17 protein-coding genes and 1 pseudogene are annotated in these 19,512 nt (G+C 73.9%); 6 read left to right on the top strand and 12 right to left on the bottom strand.

The annotated features are described in order from the left end of the window. Nucleotides 1-18: 18 nt before the first annotated feature. Nucleotides 19-546 carry a hypothetical protein gene (locus ACF1BE_RS14340; RefSeq protein WP_392199395.1) on the bottom strand — a complete coding sequence of 176 codons (528 nt, stop codon included), beginning with the start codon at nt 544-546 and terminating at the stop codon, nt 19-21. A 222-nt stretch (nt 547-768) separates the two neighbouring features. Here ACF1BE_RS14340 and ACF1BE_RS14345 point away from each other — a divergent pair, with 222 nt between their 5' ends. Beyond that, entirely contained in the window at nt 769-1,260 is a 492-nt protein-coding gene (locus ACF1BE_RS14345) for a DUF1360 domain-containing protein (protein ID WP_392199315.1), read from the top strand. A 117-nt stretch (nt 1,261-1,377) separates the two neighbouring features. Here the strand turns inward: ACF1BE_RS14345 and ACF1BE_RS14350 are convergent, their stop codons facing one another. Then, complete coding sequence (locus ACF1BE_RS14350; protein WP_392199316.1) at nt 1,378-2,115, bottom strand: MgtC/SapB family protein; 738 nt, start codon at nt 2,113-2,115, stop codon at nt 1,378-1,380. Between the two features lie 179 nt (nt 2,116-2,294). Between ACF1BE_RS14350 and ACF1BE_RS14355 the strand changes: the two genes are divergently transcribed. The 5 genes and pseudogenes from ACF1BE_RS14355 to ACF1BE_RS14375 form a co-directional block, all read left to right on the top strand. Beyond that, nucleotides 2,295-2,708 (top strand): DUF2267 domain-containing protein, encoded by a 414-nt coding sequence (locus tag ACF1BE_RS14355; protein ID WP_392199317.1) that lies wholly within the window; start codon nt 2,295-2,297, stop codon nt 2,706-2,708. A gap of 185 nt (nt 2,709-2,893) precedes the next feature. Further along, a complete protein-coding gene (locus ACF1BE_RS14360) occupies nt 2,894-3,379 on the top strand; it encodes an ANTAR domain-containing protein (protein WP_392199318.1) in 486 nt (161 codons plus the stop codon). A 366-nt stretch (nt 3,380-3,745) separates the two neighbouring features. Beyond that, nucleotides 3,746-4,945, top strand: a complete 1,200-nt coding sequence (locus tag ACF1BE_RS14365; protein ID WP_392199319.1) for an AI-2E family transporter — start codon at nt 3,746-3,748, stop codon at nt 4,943-4,945. A 195-nt stretch (nt 4,946-5,140) separates the two neighbouring features. Continuing rightward, complete coding sequence (locus ACF1BE_RS14370; protein ID WP_392199320.1) at nt 5,141-6,187, top strand: aromatic acid exporter family protein; 1,047 nt, start codon at nt 5,141-5,143, stop codon at nt 6,185-6,187. Nucleotides 6,188-6,471: 284 nt separating this feature from the next. Then, nucleotides 6,472-6,868 (top strand): annotated as a pseudogene (locus ACF1BE_RS14375) (MarR family transcriptional regulator); the annotation flags it as partial. A gap of 41 nt (nt 6,869-6,909) precedes the next feature. On the opposite strand, the gene ACF1BE_RS14380 reads toward ACF1BE_RS14375, so the two are convergent. The 10 genes from ACF1BE_RS14380 to ACF1BE_RS14425 all read right to left on the bottom strand — a co-directional run bounded on the left by ACF1BE_RS14380 (nt 6,910) and on the right by ACF1BE_RS14425 (nt 19,245). Further along, nucleotides 6,910-7,749, bottom strand: a complete 840-nt coding sequence (locus tag ACF1BE_RS14380) for a lysozyme (RefSeq protein ID WP_392199321.1) — start codon at nt 7,747-7,749, stop codon at nt 6,910-6,912. 84 nt (nt 7,750-7,833) lie between these two features. Further along, entirely contained in the window at nt 7,834-9,693 is a 1,860-nt protein-coding gene (locus ACF1BE_RS14385) for a M1 family aminopeptidase (RefSeq protein ID WP_392199322.1), read from the bottom strand. Nucleotides 9,694-9,985: 292 nt separating this feature from the next. Next, nucleotides 9,986-10,642, bottom strand: coding sequence for a 1,4-alpha-glucan branching protein (locus tag ACF1BE_RS14390; protein WP_392199323.1), 657 nt, complete (start codon nt 10,640-10,642; stop codon nt 9,986-9,988). 39 nt (nt 10,643-10,681) lie between these two features. Next, on the bottom strand, nt 10,682-11,353 hold the full coding sequence (locus ACF1BE_RS14395; RefSeq protein ID WP_392199324.1) for a spherulation-specific family 4 protein: 672 nt from the start codon (nt 11,351-11,353) through the stop codon (nt 10,682-10,684). Further along, complete coding sequence (locus tag ACF1BE_RS14400) at nt 11,350-12,249, bottom strand: NAD-dependent epimerase/dehydratase family protein (protein ID WP_392199325.1); 900 nt, start codon at nt 12,247-12,249, stop codon at nt 11,350-11,352. Before ACF1BE_RS14400 ends, ACF1BE_RS14395 begins: the two co-directional genes overlap by 4 nt. A gap of 7 nt (nt 12,250-12,256) precedes the next feature. Then, nucleotides 12,257-12,970 carry an NDP-sugar synthase gene (locus ACF1BE_RS14405; RefSeq protein WP_392199326.1) on the bottom strand — a complete coding sequence of 238 codons (714 nt, stop codon included), beginning with the start codon at nt 12,968-12,970 and terminating at the stop codon, nt 12,257-12,259. 52 nt (nt 12,971-13,022) lie between these two features. Beyond that, complete coding sequence (locus tag ACF1BE_RS14410; RefSeq protein WP_392199327.1) at nt 13,023-14,024, bottom strand: GDP-mannose 4,6-dehydratase; 1,002 nt, start codon at nt 14,022-14,024, stop codon at nt 13,023-13,025. A 45-nt stretch (nt 14,025-14,069) separates the two neighbouring features. Then, nucleotides 14,070-15,464, bottom strand: coding sequence for a hypothetical protein (locus tag ACF1BE_RS14415; RefSeq protein ID WP_392199328.1), 1,395 nt, complete (start codon nt 15,462-15,464; stop codon nt 14,070-14,072). Further along, complete coding sequence (gene pelF, locus ACF1BE_RS14420; protein ID WP_392199329.1) at nt 15,461-16,972, bottom strand: GT4 family glycosyltransferase PelF; 1,512 nt, start codon at nt 16,970-16,972, stop codon at nt 15,461-15,463. Before pelF ends, ACF1BE_RS14415 begins: the two co-directional genes overlap by 4 nt. A 143-nt stretch (nt 16,973-17,115) precedes the next feature. Beyond that, on the bottom strand, nt 17,116-19,245 hold the full coding sequence (locus ACF1BE_RS14425) for a hypothetical protein (RefSeq protein WP_392199330.1): 2,130 nt from the start codon (nt 19,243-19,245) through the stop codon (nt 17,116-17,118). Nucleotides 19,246-19,512 lie beyond the last annotated feature (267 nt).

Consider the following 19,512-nt stretch of genomic DNA (forward strand, 5'->3'; position numbering starts at 1 on the left):
GGACCGCCCGGGAGGGGGTCAGGCCGCGAGGGGCCGGCCGGGGGCGAGGCGGTCGAGGAGCTGGTCCTGGTGGAGTTCGGCCACCGGGGCGAGCAGGTCGGGGTGGCGCAGCAGGGCGGCGGCGCGACGGTCGCCGGCGTCGGGGGCGAGCAGCCGGCGGAACTCGACCGGCGCGGACGCGGTGTGGCCGCCCCCGGCGAGTGCGGCGACGGCCGCCCCGGCCAGTTCGGCGTCGGAGAGCAGCGCGGCGGCCCAGCTGGCCACGATCTCGTCCACCCAGGTGCGCCACGCCCATTCCCCGGCCGGGTGACCGTCGGCCGGCTCGGCGCCGCTGAGCCAGTCGAGGCGGGCCGCGCCCCCGGGGCCGGCCAGGGCGACCAGGGCCGCGTCGGTCTCGGTGGGGTACCGCAGCCAGGCGGCCACGGTCACGGCCTGCCGGGCCTGCGCTTCGCACAGCGCGGCGGCCAGCGCGCCACCGCACGGCGGGTAGGCGACGGTCAGCCAGCGTGCCGTCGCGGCTATCAGGGGAGACAGGTCAGTGAGCACAGCCGGGCCGTCCGAGGTGCGCAGGGGAAAGGGCTCGACGTCACGGTAGCCCGGCACCGGGGGCGCCCGGGAGGGGGTGCGAACCAGGTCATATGTGTCCTGTCCCACGTCGTACACGGTTTTGCCGGGTGACGCGCCGGAAGGTCACGTGTCGCCCCCGCGGCCGAGGGAACTCGGTGCGCGCCCACCGAAGGGCACGTGAACACAGGTACGGGAGGTCTCATGACGACGGACGCCGCAGGCTACGACGACCAGGGCGAGGTTCCCCTCGCGGGATACGCGGCTCTCGCCTCCGTCTTCGCGGCGGGCGTCGGCACGTTCGCGGTCGTGGCCCGGCAGCGCGGAGTCCGGCTGCCGGAGGAGGTGCCGCCGTGGGACGTCGCACTGCTCGGCACGGCGACCTACAAGGCGTCGAGGGTACTGACCCGAGCCAAGATCACCAGTTTTCTGCGGGCACCCTTCACCCGCCGTACGGGCGAGGGCGAGGCCAGCGAGGTCATGGACGAACCCCGGGGCAGCGGGCCCCGGCGGGCCGTCGGCGACCTGCTGGCCTGCCCGTTCTGTACCGCCGCCTGGACCGCCGGCGCCCTGGTCTGCTCCTACGCGGCGGCACCCCGGCTCACCCGGCTGGTGTGCGGGGGCCTGAGCGCGCTGACCGTGTCCGACTGGCTGCACTACGCCTGGACGTGGACCCAGCAGGCGACCGACGACTGACCCGGCCGTGCCACCGCCCGCGCGGACGGTTCGCCGTGCCGCGCGGGCGGTCACTCGTGCGCCGTTCGTCCCCCCGCGCGGGTGCCGTCGCGCGGACAGGCCCCTCCCCCGTGCGGGCTATTCGTCGTCCGCCGCGGTGGTCAGCTCCACATCGAGTACACCGTCGTCCTGGAAGAGTTCCGACGCCAGCCACGAGGGGTCCGCGGTGCCCTCCAGCCGCAGCAGGACCCGGGCGGCGGCGTCAGTGCGGTCGGGCAGCCGTTCGACCTTGACCTGGACGATCCGGAAGCCGCGCCGGGTGCAGTCCTCCATCAGGCGCGGCAGCAGCGCCGAGCCGGTCCGGTAGGTCAGGCGCGCCTCGAAGGTGGCGGCGGCCGTGCCGGGGACCAGACGGCGGGAGAGCCGTGGGTAGCCCCGCACCACCAGGAAGTGCAGCGCCGTCACCACCACCGCGAGTACGGGCAGCCCGCCACCGCAGGCCATGCCGACCGCACAGGTCAGCCAGACGGTGGCGGCCGTCGTCAGGCCCCGTACGGCGTCACGTCGTACGAAGATCAGGCCGCCGCCGATGAAGCCGATCCCGGAGACGATCTGCGACGCGACGCGGGAGGGGTCGAAGGACACGTTCTCCAGGCCCAGCACCGCGCTGAACCCGTGCTGGGAGACCTCCATCATCAGCGCGCTGGCGATGCCGACCAGCGTGTGGGTGCGCAGGCCCGCGCTCTTCTGCTGGGCCGCGCGCTCCCAGCCGATCAGGCTGGACAGCACGAGCGCCAGTCCGATTTCGGCCAGCTGCCGCGGCTCCTGCCCGTTGTGGATGTCCCACAGCGGTGCGGCCAGTCCTATTCCTGTCATGCGCACCTCGCACGATGATCAGCGATCCTACGCCGTCGACGCCGGCCCCGCGCCACGGCGACGACGGCACAGGGCCTCCGGCGACGGTGACGCGGCGCGGCTGCGGGGGTACCCGTGCGGGGCCGCCACGCCCGCGGGACGGCGTTGCCGTCAGGACTTCGCGCGAAGGGACCGGCCTCATGCGGCACGACGAGATGATCGGAAAGGTGCAGGCGCTGGCCCAGCTGCCCGACCGGGGAACGGCCGAGCGGGCCGCGCACGCAGTGGTGACCACGCTGTCGGAACGGCTGCCGACCGGGCTGGCCCGGCATGTGGCCGCCCAGTTGCCGCACGACATGGCGGCGGCCATGCGGGAGGCGGCCGACGCCTCGGCCGGGCCCGACTCCGGCACGTCGGGCGAACGGTTCGGGCTGACCGCCTTCGCCGGACGCATCGCCGTCCGGGCCGGCACCGACGAGGACACGGCGCTGCGGGAGGCCGCCGCCGTCCTGGAGGTGCTGGACGCCGCCCTCGCCCCGGAACTGACCGAACGGATGGCCGGGGCGCTGCCCGCCGACATCCGCGAGCTGCTGCCGACGAGCCGGGCCGTGTAGGGCAGCTGGCGCCGCGCCCGGGAGCGCGGCCCACGGCGGGCACCGTCGCACCCCGATGACGTGCGCCGTACCGGCGCGGACCGGCACGGCGTGACCGGGACCGGCGTCACTGGTCGGATTCGTGTGCATGCGCTCACCGGGGGCAGGTGAAGCAGTGACGCCCCCCACCTCGAACAGGTGCTCCAATGGCCTTCTTCGCCGTCTCCCGGAACAAGCCGCTCGTCCTCCTCTCGACCACCGACCTGGTGACCGAACACCACCGGATGCACGAGGAGAACGAGCAGCTGCGGCGCGCGATCACCTCGCACGCCGTGATCGACCAGGCCATCGGCGTCGTGGTCGTCCTGGGGCGGATGGCGCCGGAAGACGCCTGGCGGGTGCTTCGGGACGTCTCCCAGCGCACCAACACCAAGCTGCGGACGGTCGCCGAGCACGTCCTGGACCACGCGCAGGGCGGCGCGCTTCCCGAGTCCGAGCGAGCCGAACTCGGGAAGGCGATCGCCCGTCACCGCGGGTGCGGCGGGATGCCGGTCACCGACGGTGTGCCGCGCGCTCCCGGCGGTGCCGGGAGCGACGGGACGCCGGAGGCCGCAGCACCCACCGGTCCTCGACCTGGTCCAGCCCGTACAGCAGGAGGCCGAGGACCGGGAACAGCAGAACCGCGACGATGATCACTGGAGGTTCCCCCTCCCTGCCGGGGACACCGACGCGAGTGCCCCCCTCCGGCACGTCCACCCTCGCCGGCTGTGAAGGTCCTGTGACCGCCCGGAACCGGGCCGGCCCGTCGGCACGGCGGCGGACCGGGCCTTCAGCCCGGTCCGCCGAGGTCCGGTACGGATGCCCTCCCTTACGGCCGCCGCCGTCCGGACGAGCGCCCGTCCGCCCCCTCGGCATTGCGGGTCCCTTCACCTCCGCACGCCCGTTCGGCCGCCCCCCGCCGGGCGCCGTGCGCGGGCCGCCGAGGGAGCCCGGCGGGGGCGCTCGGCGCGCCCCTTCGCCACCCTGTGCTTACGGTGCTGTGGAGGTGACCGACCGTCATGCGTGGCGAGGAGGCGCGAACGGTGGTGGGCGAGGAGCGCCGACGGGTGTCCAAGCGAGGCGGCGGGCGGCGGGCCGCCGGCCGGGTGCTGGGCAGCCGGCCGGCCTACTCGGTGCGGCTGCCGGCGCCGCCCCGACCGGAGCCGCCGGCGCCGCCGGCCGAGCGGACGGTGCCGTGGCTGTGGGTCGCCGCGGCCTTCTCCTGGCGGCTGATCCTCGTCGGCATCGTCGTCTACGGCGTCTTCAGCGTCCTCGGCAGCTTCCAGCTGATCGCCGTGGCCCTGTTCCTCGCCCTGGTCGTGACGTCCGTCCTGCGCCCGCTCGCCGACCTGCTCGGCCGGTTCCTGCCGCGACCGGTCGCCGTGGCCGTGGCGCTGATCGGCAGCCTGCTGCTCCTGCTGGCCCTGCTCGCCCTGGTGGGCAGGGCGGTGGCGGGCGAGTCGGGCCGGCTGGTGGGCGACCTGCGCGGCGGTACGCACCGCATCCAGGAGTGGCTGCAACGGCCACCGTTCCGGATCAGCCCGGACCGGCTCTCCGCCCTCCAGGACCAGCTGACGGGCTATGTCTCCGCACACCGGGCAGCCCTGCTCAGCAGTGCGGTCAGCGAGTTCGGCCGGGTGGTGGAGGTGGCCGCGGGCGGCGCGCTCGCGCTGTTCGCGTCGGTGTTCTTCATCCACTCCGGCGAGCACCTGTGGGGCTGGGCACGCGACCAGCTGCTGCCCGGCGGTGCCCGTGCGGCCTGGGACCGGGCGGGGCGGGCGGCCTGGCACAGCTTCGCCGGGTACACGCGGGGCATCATCATCGTGGCCGCCACCAACGCCGTACTGGTCGGTGTCGCCCTGCTGGTGCTGCGGGTGCCCCTCGCGCTGCCGCTGGCCCTGCTGGAGTTCTTCGCGGCGTTCGTGCCGCTGGTGGGCTCACCGGTCGCCCTGGCGGTCGCCACGGTCGTCGCGCTCGCCGGGCGCGGACCTTTCACGGCGGCGTGCGTGCTGGTCCTGATCGTCGTGATCGGCCAGCTGGAGGGGCATGTGCTGCATCCGCTGGTGATGAGCTGGGCGGTACGGCTGCACCCGCTCGTCGTCGCGCTGTCCGTCATCGCGGGCAGCGTCGTCGCGGGGGTGATCGGTGCCGTCGTGGCGGTCCCGCTGGTCTCGGTGGTCTGGTCGGTGCTGCGTGCCCTGCGCGCGGTGCCCCCCTGACGGCCCGGCCCGCCACGGGGTGGTGTGCATCGTCACAGTGCCCGTGTACGGGTGGGTGCATGGACGGGGCCGACCGGTGGCACCCGGGTCACAATGCGTGGGACGGGAATGACCTTGCAGGGTGTACGACGTGATCTGTCGGACGCGGTACACACGGTGCGACAGGCCTGGACGGGACCGGGCCGGGAAAGGGACATGGCCCTCCAGGCGGTGAAGGCCGCGCTGGCCGCGTGGCTGGCCTGGGTGGTGGCGGGGTGGTGGCTGCACGCGCCGGTGGCGTTCGTCGCGCCCTGGGTGGCGGTCGTCCTGGTGGAGACGACCGTGTACCGGTCGATCGCCCACGGACTGCAACAGCTCGCCGCGATCGGGGCCGGCACGATCGCCGCCACCGCGGCCGGGCTGCTGCTGCACAGCACCGTGGCCGCGATGGCGGTCGTCCTCCCCCTGGCCATGCTGCTCGGCCGGTGGCGGCGGCTGGGCAGCCAGGGCATCAACGCGGCCACCGGCGCCCTGTTCGTCCTCACCAACGGGCCCGTGAGCGTCGCCACCTCCACGGCCCGGCTCACCGAGGCCCTGTTCGGGGCGGTCGTCGGCATCACCGTCAACGCGCTGGTACGGCCGCCGCTGTATCTGCGCGACACCCGCGCCGTGCTCCAGGACGCGACCGAGGAGGCCCACGACATCCTGCGGGACGTGGCGGACGGGCTGGCCGGGGGACGCTGGGACGCAGAGGAGGCCGGCGCCTGGCACGAGCGGGCCCTGCGGCTGTACCGGCTGGTGGAGGAGGCCCGCTCGGCGGTCGAGCGGAGCCGGGAGAGCCTGCGGGTGAACCTGCGGCGGCGGCGCGCCGGCGCCGCGCCGCCACCCGGCAAGGAGTACGACGACGCGCTCTTGGTCCTGGACTACGCGGCCGTCCACACCGCGGGGGTGACCCGCACGGTCATGGAGGCAGCCGCCGAGGACGGAGCGCCGCACCGGCCGCGGCCCGGGCCGGCCCGCCGTTACGCCGAGTTCCTGCGCCAGACCGCCCACGCGCTGTGGCTGTACAGCCACAGCCGGTTCGGCGACGCCTGCGAGGACGAGCTGCACGAGGCCGCGGCGCGGCTGCGCGACACGCTCACCGAGCTGCGCCGGGACCTCGCCCGCTCCGTCAGGGACGATCCCGACGAGGTCGCCACGTACGGCGCGCTGCTCGCCCAGGCCCACCGGCTGGCCGGCCAACTGGCCGCCTCCGGCGCGTGAGCGCGGCCTCGGCCGGCCGGTGTACTCGCCAGGATCGTCACCCCGGCCGGCTCCGGCCGGACGGCGTCACTGTCCCCCTTGGTCCCCCCGCACACCGGACACGGCCGGGCCCACCCCAGCAGGACGTTGGCCCCGGCTGCGGCAGCCGCTCGGCCGCCATGAGGGTGACCGACGCGTTGCGGTGGGCGGGGCGGCTGAGGCAGCGGTCGCCGACGAGGCCGAGGCCCGCGCAGACCTCGGCCGTCGTCACCAGTTCCCCGGACGGGAGGCCGGCGGATGGTCGCGTGAAGGACGAGCCCACCGTCCCCGCCCCCGCGCCCACCGCCGAACCGGACCCGGACGAGCTGGCCGACCACCTCATCGAGGTCTTCGATCTGGTCGGCCCGCTTTACCGGCGGGGGCACCGCAAGGTGGAGCAGGCCACCGCCGACCGAGGGTCTCCCGGTCGGCGTGCGCACGGTGCTGGATCTGCTGCGCGCGCGAGGGCCTGTGACGGTCCCGCAGATGGCCGGGCGCAGGCGCTCAGCCGGCAGTTCGTCCGCGCATGGTGGACGAGGCCACGTGCCAGGGGCTGGTGGAGAGCCTGGCGAACCCCGCGCACCGCCGTTCCTCGCTGATCCGGCTCACCGCCCGCGCCGGGCGGCGATCGCGGCGATGCGGGCCCGCGAGCACGAGTTGCTCTTCGACGACGTGGACGTGGACTGGGCGACGGCGGTGGGCACTCAGCCGGTGGCGAAGTCCCGCACCGCGTCCTTGGGTCCGTTGAAGCGGTCGTGGTCGCCGACCGTCTTGCCGGTGGAGGTGTACTGCCACATGGTGTGTGCCTTCCAGCCCGCAGGCAGCGGTCCGACCGTGGAGGCGTAACGCGCGATCCACAGTGGGTTGGTCGCGCCGAAGCCGGCGTAGCCGCCGGTGCACTGGGTCCACCAGCTGGTGGCCGTGTAGATGACCGCGTCACGGCCGGTGCGGGACTTGTACCGGTTGAGGAAGTCGCGGATCCAGCTGACCATGCCGCTCTTGGACTTGCCGAAGCAGTCGTCGCCGTACGGGTTCCACTCGATGTCGAGGGCTCCGGGCAGCGTCTTGGCGTCCTTGGACCAGCCGCCGCCGTGCTGCACGAAGTAGTCGGCCTGGGCGGCGCCGCCGGCGGTGTCCGGGGTCGCGAAGTGGTAGGCGCCGCGGATCAGGCCGGTGTCGTACGCACCCGTGTACTGCTTGCTGAAGTAGGGGTTGGTGTAGGAGGTGCCCTCGGTGGCCTTCGTGTAGGCCCACGTGGTGCCGGCGCCCCACAGCGTCTTCCAGTCGACGGCTCCCTGGTAGCTGGAGACGTCGACGCCCTCGGCCTGGGAGGCGCGGGGGGCCGGGGGCGGGGTGCCGTCGGAGCCGTCGTGGGCGAGTACGCCGATGCCCATGTAGGCAGTGCCGCGTACGGGAGCGCCTCCGGCCGGCAGGGGCACGGCCGGGGCGCTGGACAGGAACAGGAGGAGGCCGGTCAGGGTGCCGGTGAGGCACAGGGGGGACGGGCCGCGGAAGGGAGTTATGAAGTTTCGCACGCCCTCCATCTGACCCGGGGTCGGGTCGTCCCGCACCCCGGGTACCTCCCAACGACGCCATCCGCGGCCGGTCTTTACCCGTTCGGGTGGTCGTCAGCCGTCGATGCGGTGCTGGGTCCAGAAGGAGGTCAGGTCCGTGCTCGTGGCGGCCTGGGCCGCCGCCTTGAACTCGGCCGTGGTGGACACCCCGTACCAGTGCGCGGTGGCGTAGTCCTTCAGCAGCTTGGCCATGGCCGTGTCACCGAGGACGCGCCGCAGGTCGTGCAGGGCGCACTTGCCGTAGCCGTAGACGACGGTGGAGTACCGCGAGGAGTGCGCGTCCCAGTAGGCCATCGAGTTGGTGATCTTCTCGGTGCCGGAGGCCCAGGAGACGCTGCTCCAGCAGTTGCTGCCGGTCTTGCCCTGGGCGAGGTCGGTGGCGTAGTCGGTGAACGACTCGTCCAGCCAGGGGCTGGTGTACTCGTCGTCGCCGACGATGCCGTACCACCACTGGTGGGCGATCTCGTGGGTGAGGGCGGTGGTGCTGACCAGGTCCAGGACGAACCCGGGGTACTCCATGCCGCCGAACCAGTAGTTGTTGTCGATGACGGCGTCCAGTTCGCCGTAGGGATAGGCGCCGAACCGGGCCGCGTGGGCGTCGACCGCCGTCTTGGCGGTGCTGAGCATCGACTGGGCGCTGGAGGAACTGATGCCCGAGACGGAGTACACGTTCACCGGGACGCCGGCGGCCGATGTGCCGGAGATCCTGGTGAACGGTCCGGCGGCCCAGGCGAAGTCGCGGACCTCGGAGGCGGTGGCCGTGGTGACCGTACGGCCGCTGGAGCCGGGTGTGTCCGTGGAGGTGCCGGTGGCCGGGACCAGCAGCCCGGCCGGGTGGTCCAGGGTGACCTTGAAGTCGGCGGCCAGGGAGTAGAACGACTCGCCGTTGTTGGTGTACGGGTCCAGGTGCCAGCCCGCGCTGTCGCGGACCGCGAGGACGGGCAGCGCGTTGCCGACGAAGCTGAACGCGCCGTCGTGGCCGAACCGGTCGGCCCCGCTGGGCACGGTGATGCCCAGGTCGAAGCCGATGGTGGCGGACTGGCCCTGGGCGAGCGGGGACGGCAGGTCGATCCTCAGGGCGGTGCAGGCCACGGAGAGGGCGCCGGCACTGCCGCCGGTGACGTTGCTGACCTTGACCGGCATGGCGTCGCAGGTGCCGTGGTAGTTGTCCCACAGCCGCAGGTAGACCTCGCCGAGCGCGGTGGCGGAGGCGTTGGTGAAGGTGACGCTCTCACGCCCGGTCCAGACGGTGCCGCTCGTGTCGCTGCTCAGATTCACGGTGTACGCGGGTGCCGCGGGGGTGCGGGTGGAGTCGGCCGGTGGTGGCGTGGTGCCGCCGGAGGTGTCGAGGGTGATGTCGTCAAGGACGAAGCTCGTCCGGAGACTGGAGTCCTCGGTCCCGGTGAAGGACAGGTTCACCGTCCGGCCGGCGAACGACGACACGTCGATCGTCTTGTGGACGTAGCCGGTGTTCTCGTCCAGGTTCGAGTAGGTGGCCAGCGTCGTGCTGCCGATCTTGGCCGTCAGCTTGTCGTAGGCGACGGACGTGGTGGTCTCGGCGGTGTCGGTGTGCAGCCAGAAGCCGAGGGTGGCGGTGGTGCACCCGGAGGGGATCGTCACGCTCTGGCTGAGGGTGTCGGTGCGGGTGCTGCCCGCGCCGTCCAGCCAGGCGTAGGAGCTGCCGCCGTGGGCGGTCTGGCCGGCGCGGCTGGTGATCACGGTGGAGGGGGACTGGGTCCACGGTGAAGTCCCGCTCTCGAAGCCCCCGTTGGCGACGACCTGGGCGGGAGCGCAGGCGGCGGGGGCGGGGCCGGGACCGGCGGCGGCGGCGGGGGTGCCGGGGAGTACGAGGGCGGCCACCGCGGCGACGGTGAGCGCACCGGCGCCGAGGGCCTTGTGGGGGGCGGTTCTCACACGCTACTCCTTCGTGGCGGCCGGGGTTCCGGCCTGCTCGAAGGCCGCCCGGCCGGGGTTCGCCGGGGCGGCCGCGTTCGGGGCTTGCGCGATCGCTTGTGCCGAAGAGCCCGTCGCGCCTCCACGGGGTCGGGGCGACGACTGCCGAAAGGGTGACAGATTTGACCAGTGCATGCCAGATGGATGAAGTGGGCGGGCCTCCCCCGACGCCACGCGCGGCACCGCCGCTCGGCGCCGCCCGCCGCCCGCCGGCCGGCGGACGGGGGGCGGTGGGCGGTGGGCGGCGCCCGGATCAGGCGTTGCGCAGGGTCATGAGGACGGCCCGCAGCCGGGTGCCGTCCGGACCCGGCCACCCGGTGGCGACATGCCCGAGCGCTCCCCGCGGGGGCAGGGGCGGATTCTCGTCGACGGGGGTCAGAACGCGGTGGACGTCCAGGACCGTCCCGTGGGGCGCGGGCAGACGGGTGCCGTCCCGGTCGTCGGCCGGCTCGGGAGCGAGGCCGTCGGGGCTGAGGGCGGCGCCGGTGTGGGAGCGGGTCACCTCGTGGTCGGGTGTGTCGCTGACGCTCTGCGCCATCGCCTGCGCCCGGCCCTCGATCAGCGCCAGCAGCTCGGTGAACAGCACAGGGTCGTGACAGCCGTCGTAGACCCAGCGCTTGCCCAGCACCCCGTGCTCCATCGTGCCGATCAGGGCGTGTTCGGCACCCGCCGACGGCGCCCCGCGGTAGGTGAGCGGCACCAGGTACGCCGTCCGCTCGGGGCTCGCGGTGTCGGTGACCACGATGAACTCCATGCCGACCTCGCCGTCGGGGTCGTCCAGCCGGAACCCGCCGGACCGCTCCAGCACGGGCGCGCCGGGACCACCGCGGTACCAGGGGCGGGTGGGCAGCCAGTCGGTGAGCAGTTCCGTCTTGCTCGGCTTGAGGGTGGTGTCGTGGATGACGGCCATACCGGTGGTTGCCTCCCGTGCTGCGGATACGGACCCGGCTCAGCCTTCCACACCGTCCCCACCGGTCAACGCCGGGCTCAACCCGGCCCAGGGGTTGGGCGGTTCGCCGGTCACCGGCCCGCACACCGCGGCGCCCCGCTCGTGTGCCGTGCGGACGGCGAGCGGGACGAGGGCCTCGGGGACGCCGTAGACCAGGTGGCACAGCCGGTCCGGCGGGTGCCGGGCGGTCCAGGCCGGCCGGGTGAACGCCGAGACGTACGTCGACCAGTGCCCCTCGAAGGTGACGGTCAGGTCGCCCAGCCGGGTGTAGCCGGGCGCCGGGTGGACGCCCGGGTTGAGAACGACGGTGCCGGCACCGAGCCGCCGCAGGTCCCGGACCAGACGGCGGCAGGCGGGCAGGCCGTCCGGACCGGCGGTGACCCGGTCCAGGAAGCAGCCGTCGGCCCCGTACCAGTCCTGGTGGCGGCGCATGTCCTCGGTGATCCGGTCCCGGTCCCGGACGCCGTAGTCGGTGTCGACGTAGCCGAGGAGGCGGGCACCGGCCGCGCGCAGGGCCCGGGCAGCCGCCGTGAAGGCCGGGTCGGGGGCGCTGCCGGGTCCGCTCGCCGGGTTGAGGACGACCGCGTAGGTGCGGTCCGCCGCCGCGATCAGCCGGTGCCAGGCGCCGGGGTCCTCGGCCGGGTGCACGTACAGCGGTACCAGCAGGCTCACGGCACGCGCTCCGCCTCGGCCGCCCACAGTGCGGCCAGCGCGTCGTCGAGGCTGTGGACCGGCCGCCAGCCGAGGGCCCGGGCCGCGGCGGAGATGTCCGAGCACTGCCACGACACCTGCGCGGAGCGCGCCGAGCCGGCCGTGCTCTCCTCCACCCGTCCCCGGAAGCCCGCCCGCCGCGCCAGGCCGTGCACCAACTGCCGTACCGGGACGGCCGTTCCGCTGCCGATGTTGAGCACGGCGGGCAGGGGTCCGGGGGTGGTGACGGCGAACTCGGCCGCCCGGGCCACGTCGCGTACGTCGACGAAGTCGCGGTGCGCGGAGAGGTCCCCGAGGCGCAGTACCGCCTCCGGGTCCGGGCCGGCCGAGCGCAGCAGCGCGGCCAGCCGGCCGGGCAGGCTCGCGAGGGGGGCGCCGGGGCCGACCGGATTGCCGACCCGCAGCACCACGGCGTCCAGTGCCGCGGAGGTCACCGCCACCGTGCCCGCCAGCTTGGTCGCGCCGTAGGGCGTCACCGGGCAGGCGGGCACCGTCTCGTCGACCGGCACGTCCGGGGTGCCCGGCCCGTACTCGGCGGCCGAACCCAGGTGCACCAGGCGGGCGGTGGGGGCCGCCTCGCGCATCGCCGCGCAGAGGAGGGCCGGGCCGCGGGTGTTGACCTCGGCCAGGGTCACGGCGTCGCCGCCGGTGGCGCCCGCGCAGTTGACGACGGCGTCGGGGGCGGCCGTCGCGAGGGTCTTCGCGAGCCGATCGGGCGGGTCGGCGGCGAGGTCGACGCCGAATTCCGCCGAGGCGGTGCGGCCGGCGGCGACGACCTGCGCGCCCGGCAGGGCGCGCAGCCGCTCGGCCACGTGGCGGCCCAGATATCCGGTGCCGCCGAGGACGAGAATGCGCATGTGGTACTCAGGCTCCCTTGAGCAGCAGGGACTTGCGGCTGGTGAACTCGGCGTTGGCCCGGTCGTAGTCGTCCGGACGGCCGATGTCCAGCCAATAGCCGTCGAACTCGTAGGCGTGCGGCGGGTCCTGGTGCCTGAGCAGGTCCAGGACGAGCTCGTCGAAGCCGAGCGGCAGGCCCGGCGTGTAGCCGTCCAGGGTCGCGCGGCTGAGGCCGTAGACGCCCATGGAGACGCGGTAGTCCATGCTGGGCTTCTCGGTGAACGCGACGACCCTGCTCGCGTCGGTGGTGAGCACGCCGAAGTCGATGTGGACCTTGCGGGCGTACGTGGCGATGGTCAGCGGGGCACCCGACCGCTCGTGGCGGCGCAGGACGTCGGCGTAGTCGAGGTCGGTGAGGATGTCGCCGTTCATGACCAGGAACGTCTCGGGCAGCCGGTCCTTGAGGGTGAGCAGCGGGCCCATGGTGCCGAGCGGGCTCTCCTCGGTGGCGTAGTCGACGTTCATGCCCCACTGGGAGCCGTCCCCGACGTACGCGCGGATGATCTCACCGAGGTGGCCTATCGCGATGGTGCAGCGGGTGAAGCCCGCTGCCGACAGCTGGCGCAGCACGATCTCCAGGATGGCGTGCTGGTCTCCGATCGGGACGAGCGGCTTGGGCAGCGCGGTGGTGTAGGGCCGCAGCCGGACGCCCTTGCCTCCCGCCAGGATCACTGCGTGCATGGGGCTCCTCCTTCATTGACGCAAGGACACAACAGGGGACGTGCCGGTCGGGTCAGATGTTGTAGATACCGGTCTTGTAGCGGGCCAGGTTGGCCGGGTCGCGGAAGAACTCCACGGTGTGGGCGAGACCCTGTTCGAGAGTGTGGGCGGGCTGCCAGCCGGTGGCCCCGGCGAGCCGGGTGGCGTCGGCGACCAGCCGCATGACCTCGGAGCCGGCCGGCCGGATGCGCGCGGGGTCCTCACGGATGTCGAGGGCGGTGTCCATCACCTTGCCGATCAGCGCGACGAGGTCGCCGACGGAGATCTCGCCGCCCGTCCCGGCGTTGAAGGTGCGGCCCACGACCTGCTCGGCGGGTGCGGTGCCGACGGCGAGGAACGCCTGCGCGGTGTCCCGGACGAAGGTGAAGTCACGGGTGGGGCGCAGATCGCCGAGCGTGATGGTCCGTTCCCCCGCCGCTACCTGGCCGATGACGGTGGGGATGACGGCGCGCATCGACTGGCGCGGGCCGAAGGTGTTGAACGGACGGAGCGTGACGACAGGGGTGCCGAAGCTGGCGTGGTAGCTGTCGGCCAGCCGGTCGCCGCCGGCCTTCGAAGCGGCGTACGGGGACTGGGTGTTGATGGGGTGGTCCTCGGTGATGGGCACGGTCCGCGCGGTGCCGTAGGTCTCGCTGGTGGAGGTGTGCACCAGCCGGGGCGTGCCGAGGGCGCGGACCGCCTCCAGCACGTTGAGGGTGCCGGTGACGTTGGTCTCCACGTAGCTGTGCGGGGCCTGGTAGGAGTACGGGATCGCGATCAGCGCGGCCAGGTGGTAGGCGACGTCGGCGCCGTCGAGCAGGCCGCGGACCGAGCCGGGGTCGCGGACGTCGCCGAGGACGATCTCCACCTGGTCCAGAACGTCCGGGGCGAGGGTCTCCAGCCAGCCGTAGGAGGAGAAGGAGTTGTACTGGGCCATGGCTCTGACCCGGTGGCCGGAGGCGACGAGGGCCTCGGTGAGGTGGGAGCCGATGAAGCCCTCGGCTCCGGTGACGGCGGCGAGCGGTGCGGGAGTCAAGTCGGGCATCCTTCCGGTCGGTTGCAATGGGGTGGGCGGTGTGGGTCAGGCGTGCCGGGCGGGCCGGCCGAGCAGCCGCAGGGCGCAGGCCACCAGGCCCAGCACGGCCGCGCCGCAGCACAGCGGCAGGGCGGTACGGCCCGGTGGCAGGTGCAGCAGCACCGCCGCGCCGGCCGTCGCGGCGGCGGCCAGACAGATCACGGCCGGGGGCCAGGCGGCCCCGAACGCCTGGAGGAGCAGCGCGGTCCACAGGGTCGCCGCGAGCAGCAGCAGCGGAGCCGGTGCCGCGCCGGTGAGGTAGGCGGCGGGCAGCAGCGGCAGCACATAGGCGAGCAGGCAGCCACCGAGGACGGCCGCGGAGCGCAGCAGGAACCCGGCGGGGGTGGCGGTGGCGCGCAGGGCGGCGACGGACAGGCCCCGGTAGCGGAACAGCAGCCATTCGGCGGGGCCCATGCTGACCGTCAGCACGATCACCGCGTACGGTTCGCGCCTCCCCTCCAGCAGTACCAGAACGCCCGCGGCCAGCCCGAACAGCCCGTACGGCAGGGACCACCGCAGCCGGGGCCGGGCGCCGCGGGCCGCGGCCGGGGTGGCGAGGGCGGCTCGCAGGGCGTGGCCGGTGCCGGCGAGGGTGGCCAGCAGCGCGAGCAGCGGCAGCCCGGTGCGCACGGCGGTGCCGGGTTCCCACCAGGGCAGTACGGCGGCGCCCGCGACCAGCGGGGTGAGCGCGGCCAGCAGCAGCCGCTCCCGGGCAAGGACCAGCAGGACACCCGCCGCCGCGAGGTACAGCGACTGCGCTGCCGCCGCCACGAGCACCGGACCGACACCGGCGAGCGGGACGGCGGACGCGGTGGCCAGGGCCGCGCCCAGCGGTGCGCCGGCGAGCAGGGTGCGGGCGGCCTCCCGGCGGCCGGTGGCCAGCCGCAGGTGGGCGCGGTGGCCGAGGGCCTGTCCCCACGCCCAGGAGAGGAGTCCGGCGGTGATGAGCGCGGCGGTGTGCCGGCCGGGGTGCCACAGGGGCGCGGTGAGCAGGTAGGCGAGGCCCGGCAGCGCGAACAGCACGCCGCGCAGCAGGCTGCGGACGGTGTCCGGACGCCAGGGGTCGGCCGCCGGCGCCGGTTCCGGGAAGGTCCGGGGTACCTGCTCGTACAGGGCGGCGGCCAGGGAGAACAGGCCGGCGTGGCCGTACCGCTGCCTGATCTCGTCGGCCGTCAGGCCCTCGGCCTCCAGCAGGGCGGCCACCTCGTACGGGTGGACGGCCGGGCCGACGCGGTCGGCGAGGTCGGCGGCCAGCCGGCTGACCGCCTCCGGGTCGGGGCCGCGCCTGGGCAGCCGCAGGGCCAGGGTGTGGTCGTCGCGGCGCGCGGGCGGCTCGGCGAGCCGCAGCGCGAGGGTGTCCCGTTCGGTGCCGCCCGGTTCGAGCGCCATGGGGCCGCTCATCCGGAAAGGCTCCTTTCGGCGACACGGAGCGCCTCGCCCGGTGCGGCCTGCGCGGTGGAGGGCCGGACGTGGGCGGGCAGTTCGAGGTAGATCGAGCGGAAGGTGTCGATGGTCTGGCGCAGCGTGAACTGCTCGATCACCCGCAGCCGGGCCGCCTCCCCCATCGCCCTGCGCCGCTCGGCGTCGCCGAGCAGTTCCAGCGCCGCCGCCGCCATGCGGGCGGGGTCGCGCGGCGGGACGACGAGCCCGGTGCCGCCCACGGCCTCCCGGACGCCGCCGACGTCGGTGGAGACGGTGGCCCGGCCGCAGGACATGGCCTCGATGAGGGTGAACGGGAAGCCCTCGCTGATGCTGGAGAGCATCACGACGTTCCCGGCGGCGTAGGCGTCCTTGATGTCGTCGACGCGGCCCTCGAAGGTGACGGCCTCGGCGTGTCCCAGTTCGGCGGCGAGGGCCTCGCAGCGTTCCCGGTACGCCTCTCCGCCGCGCGGTGTGCCGCCGAAGAGCCGCAGCCGGGCCTCGGGTGTCTCCTTGCGGACCAGGGCGAACGCGCGGATGAGGGTCTCCAGGTCCTTGATGGGGTCGACGCGGCCGGCCCAGCTGAGCGTGGGCACGCCGGGTTCGGGTCCGGCGGGCGGGAACGCGGCCGGGTCCACGCCGTTGTAGACGGTGCGGATGGCCTGCGGGTCGGCGCCGCCCTGCTCCTCCCAGAGCCGGTTGTAGCGGTTGCCGGGGGTGATCAGGGCGGCCCGGCGGTAGCTCTCCTCGGCCAGCAACCGGAAGAAGCCGAGGACGAGGGCCTTCACCGGCCAGCGGTAGGGCGCGGTGCGGTAACCGAGGTAGCGTTCCCGCAGGTAGACGCCGTGTTCGGTGAGGAGCAGCGGGACCTCGTACCGCTCCAGCCCGACGAGACCCGGCAGCACGGCCACACCGCCGCTGACCGCGTGGGCCACCCCGTGCCGGGGCGTGGGTGCGGCGAGCGGGCGCAGGGCGTGTTCCAGCAGGGCGGTGGCGGTGACCGCGTCGTGCAGGGTGGGCCCGGCCTCCCGGACCGCGAGTCCCGGGCGGTTCCACACCGCGGCGAGGAGGGCGATGGCCCGGTCGCCGCGCAGGAAGGCGCTCAGCGTGCCGTCGGCGGCGGCCCGGGCCATCGTGTACAGCGCGGGCGGGAACTGGTCCTCGGCGTGCGGGTCGAGAAGCGCGGTGAGGAAACGTTCGTAGGCGGCCGTGAGCCGGTTGCGGGCCCGGCCCCGGGGCGGGCGGCCCTCCGGCGGGTTCCCCCACATGGGTACGGAGAGCACGCTGTGGACGTGGGCGGGCAGGTCCCACACGACAGGTTCGCGTCCGGTGCCGGTGACGGCGACGACGTCGAAGTCGAGGTCGGGCATGCCCTGGACGAGTTGGTCGCACCAGACGCTGACGCCGCCATGGCTGTGCGGGTAGGTGCCTTCGGTGAGCAGGGTGACGTGCGCCGCGCCGGAGCGGCGCGCGCCGTGCTGAACGTGCATCGATGGGGCTCCACGGCCGAGGTGTGGGGTGGTCGTGCGGGTTCCGGGCGCCGGTGGGCGGCCGGAACCCGGGCCCGTCCGGCCGGCTCCCGTCGTGAGGCGTGCGGGAGCCGGCCGGACCGGCCCTGGGTTCGGTGCGCCGCTCAGCTGTCCGGGGTGTACGGAACCTGCTCGGTCACGCCCGCCGGGACCTTCGTGTGCGGGGCCGGGGCGGTGGCCGCGGCGGTGGTGCCCGGGGTCGCTGCCGGGGTGGTGGCGGAGGACGGCAGGGTGAAGGTGAGCGCGCTGCCCGCGGAGGCGGTCCAGCCGGACACGGCGCCCGCGTAGGCGGTGCCGAAGGCCGCGGTGCCGCGGGTGGTGCCGGCGGGCAGGGTCGCGGGGACAGCGGTGCCGTTCGGCCCCTGTACGGTGACAGTGTCGCCGATGCGGTAGGCGGTGACCTGGCCGGACTGCACGGCGGTCTTCCAGGCGGCGCGGCGCTGGAGTTCGACGCCGATGTCCCTCATCCGCAGGTTCACCACGGGGGTGTTGTCCGCGAACAGGGCGTCGTAGCCGTCCAGTACGCCGTCGAGGACGGGGTAGGCGATGCGGTCCTCGGCGAGGTTCGACTGGTGGACGAAGTGCGGCTTCGGGTCGTTGGACAGCACGTGTCCGAGGGCGATCCGGGTCTCCAGCGGCACGATGTAGTCGGTGTAGCCGGTGCCGGTGTCCAGCGGGGCGGACAGGCAGGTGGTGGTCGCCGGGTTGTCCTCGCAGATGCCGCTGCCGCCCTGGGCGCGGCCGGTGTACAGCCAGTTGTACTCGTCGACCTGCTCGGCGGTACGGCCCGCGTTGTAGAAGACGTTCATCGGGTAGCGGGCGACCGTGGTGGCCGGGCCGACCTGGCGCTGCTGGGGGTCGCGGGAGTTGTCGGAGGCGAGCCAGCTGACGTTGTTGTCCGCGAGGGCGAGGGCCAGGTTGGGATTGTCCGCGGGCTGCTGCGGCAGGATCCTGAGGCCGGAGTGCTCACCGGTGACCAGCTCGGTGTTGTCGAGCGGGAGTCCGGCCACCTGGCCCCAGACGCGGTTGGTGGCGATCTCGTTGTCGATCGCGCCGCGGCTGACCCACTTGGTGCTGCCGTCGGCGTCGGTGGTGCAGGTCCACGGCACGACGGTGACGTTCTGCTCGCAGCCGAGGAAGGCGTGCGTGTAGGTGTGGTTGACCCAGCGGAACCGGTTCCGGTCGGTGATCAGCTTGTCGGCGAGCTGGTCCACGCCGTCGTTGTCCTCGCGCTGGTCGACGCTGCCGGCCCCGTTGTAGACCAGGTCGAAGGTGAAGTGGCGGCTGTTCTGCCAGGCGGCGGCGTGGTCGGCGTCCGCCGGGGTCATCCGGATGGGGCTGGGCGTGCCGGTGCCGTCGGTGCAGTCGACGTCGCCGGGTGTGCAGTTGAGCCGGGTGTCCCAGCGGTCGTCGGCGGCGAACACGTCGTCGACGTGCACGGCGAAGTAGTTCCGGGAGGCGCCGAGGTGCACCCCGCCGGTCATCCACTCCACGATGCCGCGGGCCAGCAGGCGGAACTGCTGCTGGTACTGGTTGTAGACGAAGGTGACGATCAGTTCACGCCGCCCGTCGTGCCGGTACTCGCCGACCAGGGAGCCCTGCCTGGTGGTGCCCGGGATGGGGGCCTGCACGTACGGGGTGAAGTCGGCACCGGCTGCGGGAGTCGACAGATAGGCGTAACTTTCGCCGACGGAGGGCGAGTTGTCCTCGAACGGTACCGGGCCGTCGAGGTAGCCGAAGGATCCGCTCCGGCCGGCCGCGGTGACCTGGGCCTGGACGCCGTCGATGCTGCCCGAGTAGCCGCCGGAGGTGGGGACCTGGAGTCCGGCCTGGGGGCGGGCGTAGGTGTAGGCGTCGACCTGCGGGATCGCGTAGGTCTGCTCGTAGGCGGCGAGCGCGGTCATCTCGGCGCTGCCGGCCGTGAACGGGTTGTCGTTGGGCAGCACGACGGCCTGGAACCTGGCCCGCGGCCGGCCGTCGACGGTGTCGGCGAGGAAACCCGCGTCGATGGCGGGCCGGTCGGACCGCGTGAGGTCGACCTTCGTGTACGGCGTTCCGGCGGCGTCCAGTTCGGCGGCGATGGCGTCGGTTGCCGGCCCACCGTCGCTCACCACCAGGACTCTGAGGTCGATGCGCGGCGCGGTGGCGTCGGCCTCGGCCGGGCCGGCCCCCAGGCCGAGCGCGGCGGTGAGCGCGCCCACCGTCAGCGCGGTGGTGCGTATGGTCCGCTTCATGCGGTGAAGTCCCCTCCCCGGGCAGGGGTGAACACGGCTCCCATGGAGCGGACACCCCCTCGCGTGACCCCGGCGTCCCCCTCAGAAGCCGGTCATCGACGCATCTGTCGCGTCACATGGTGATGTCTCTGTGTAGCTTTTGTGGTCGAGTTACGGAACCTGACGGAAAAGTGCAGGTGTCCGACAGTGCCCCGAAGCAACCCGAAGGACCGTTTTCGCGTCGTCCCCGTGCGGGGGCGCGGCGGGCGAAGGACTCCGCCCCGCTGG

Source organism: Streptomyces sp. NPDC014991 (assembly GCF_043080665.1).
In the GTDB taxonomy this organism is placed as follows: domain Bacteria; phylum Actinomycetota; class Actinomycetes; order Streptomycetales; family Streptomycetaceae; genus Streptomyces.

What these genes read in the sequence shown, in the direction of transcription:
- ACF1BE_RS14415 (WP_392199328.1), bottom strand. Translation starts at nt 15,464, where the DNA reads ATGAGCGGCCCCATGGCGCTCGAACCGGGCGGCACCGAACGGGACACC.
- pelF (WP_392199329.1), bottom strand. Translation starts at nt 16,972, where the DNA reads ATGCACGTTCAGCACGGCGCGCGCCGCTCCGGCGCGGCGCACGTCACC.
- ACF1BE_RS14365 (WP_392199319.1), top strand. Translation starts at nt 3,746, where the DNA reads ATGCGTGGCGAGGAGGCGCGAACGGTGGTGGGCGAGGAGCGCCGACGG.
- ACF1BE_RS14425 (WP_392199330.1), bottom strand. Translation starts at nt 19,245, where the DNA reads ATGAAGCGGACCATACGCACCACCGCGCTGACGGTGGGCGCGCTCACC.
- ACF1BE_RS14360 (WP_392199318.1), top strand. Translation starts at nt 2,894, where the DNA reads ATGGCCTTCTTCGCCGTCTCCCGGAACAAGCCGCTCGTCCTCCTCTCG.
- ACF1BE_RS14400 (WP_392199325.1), bottom strand. Translation starts at nt 12,249, where the DNA reads ATGCGCATTCTCGTCCTCGGCGGCACCGGATATCTGGGCCGCCACGTG.
- ACF1BE_RS14345 (WP_392199315.1), top strand. Translation starts at nt 769, where the DNA reads ATGACGACGGACGCCGCAGGCTACGACGACCAGGGCGAGGTTCCCCTC.
- ACF1BE_RS14390 (WP_392199323.1), bottom strand. Translation starts at nt 10,642, where the DNA reads ATGGCCGTCATCCACGACACCACCCTCAAGCCGAGCAAGACGGAACTG.
- ACF1BE_RS14405 (WP_392199326.1), bottom strand. Translation starts at nt 12,970, where the DNA reads ATGCACGCAGTGATCCTGGCGGGAGGCAAGGGCGTCCGGCTGCGGCCC.
- ACF1BE_RS14350 (WP_392199316.1), bottom strand. Translation starts at nt 2,115, where the DNA reads ATGACAGGAATAGGACTGGCCGCACCGCTGTGGGACATCCACAACGGG.
- ACF1BE_RS14370 (WP_392199320.1), top strand. Translation starts at nt 5,141, where the DNA reads ATGGCCCTCCAGGCGGTGAAGGCCGCGCTGGCCGCGTGGCTGGCCTGG.
- ACF1BE_RS14355 (WP_392199317.1), top strand. Translation starts at nt 2,295, where the DNA reads ATGCGGCACGACGAGATGATCGGAAAGGTGCAGGCGCTGGCCCAGCTG.
- ACF1BE_RS14380 (WP_392199321.1), bottom strand. Translation starts at nt 7,749, where the DNA reads ATGGAGGGCGTGCGAAACTTCATAACTCCCTTCCGCGGCCCGTCCCCC.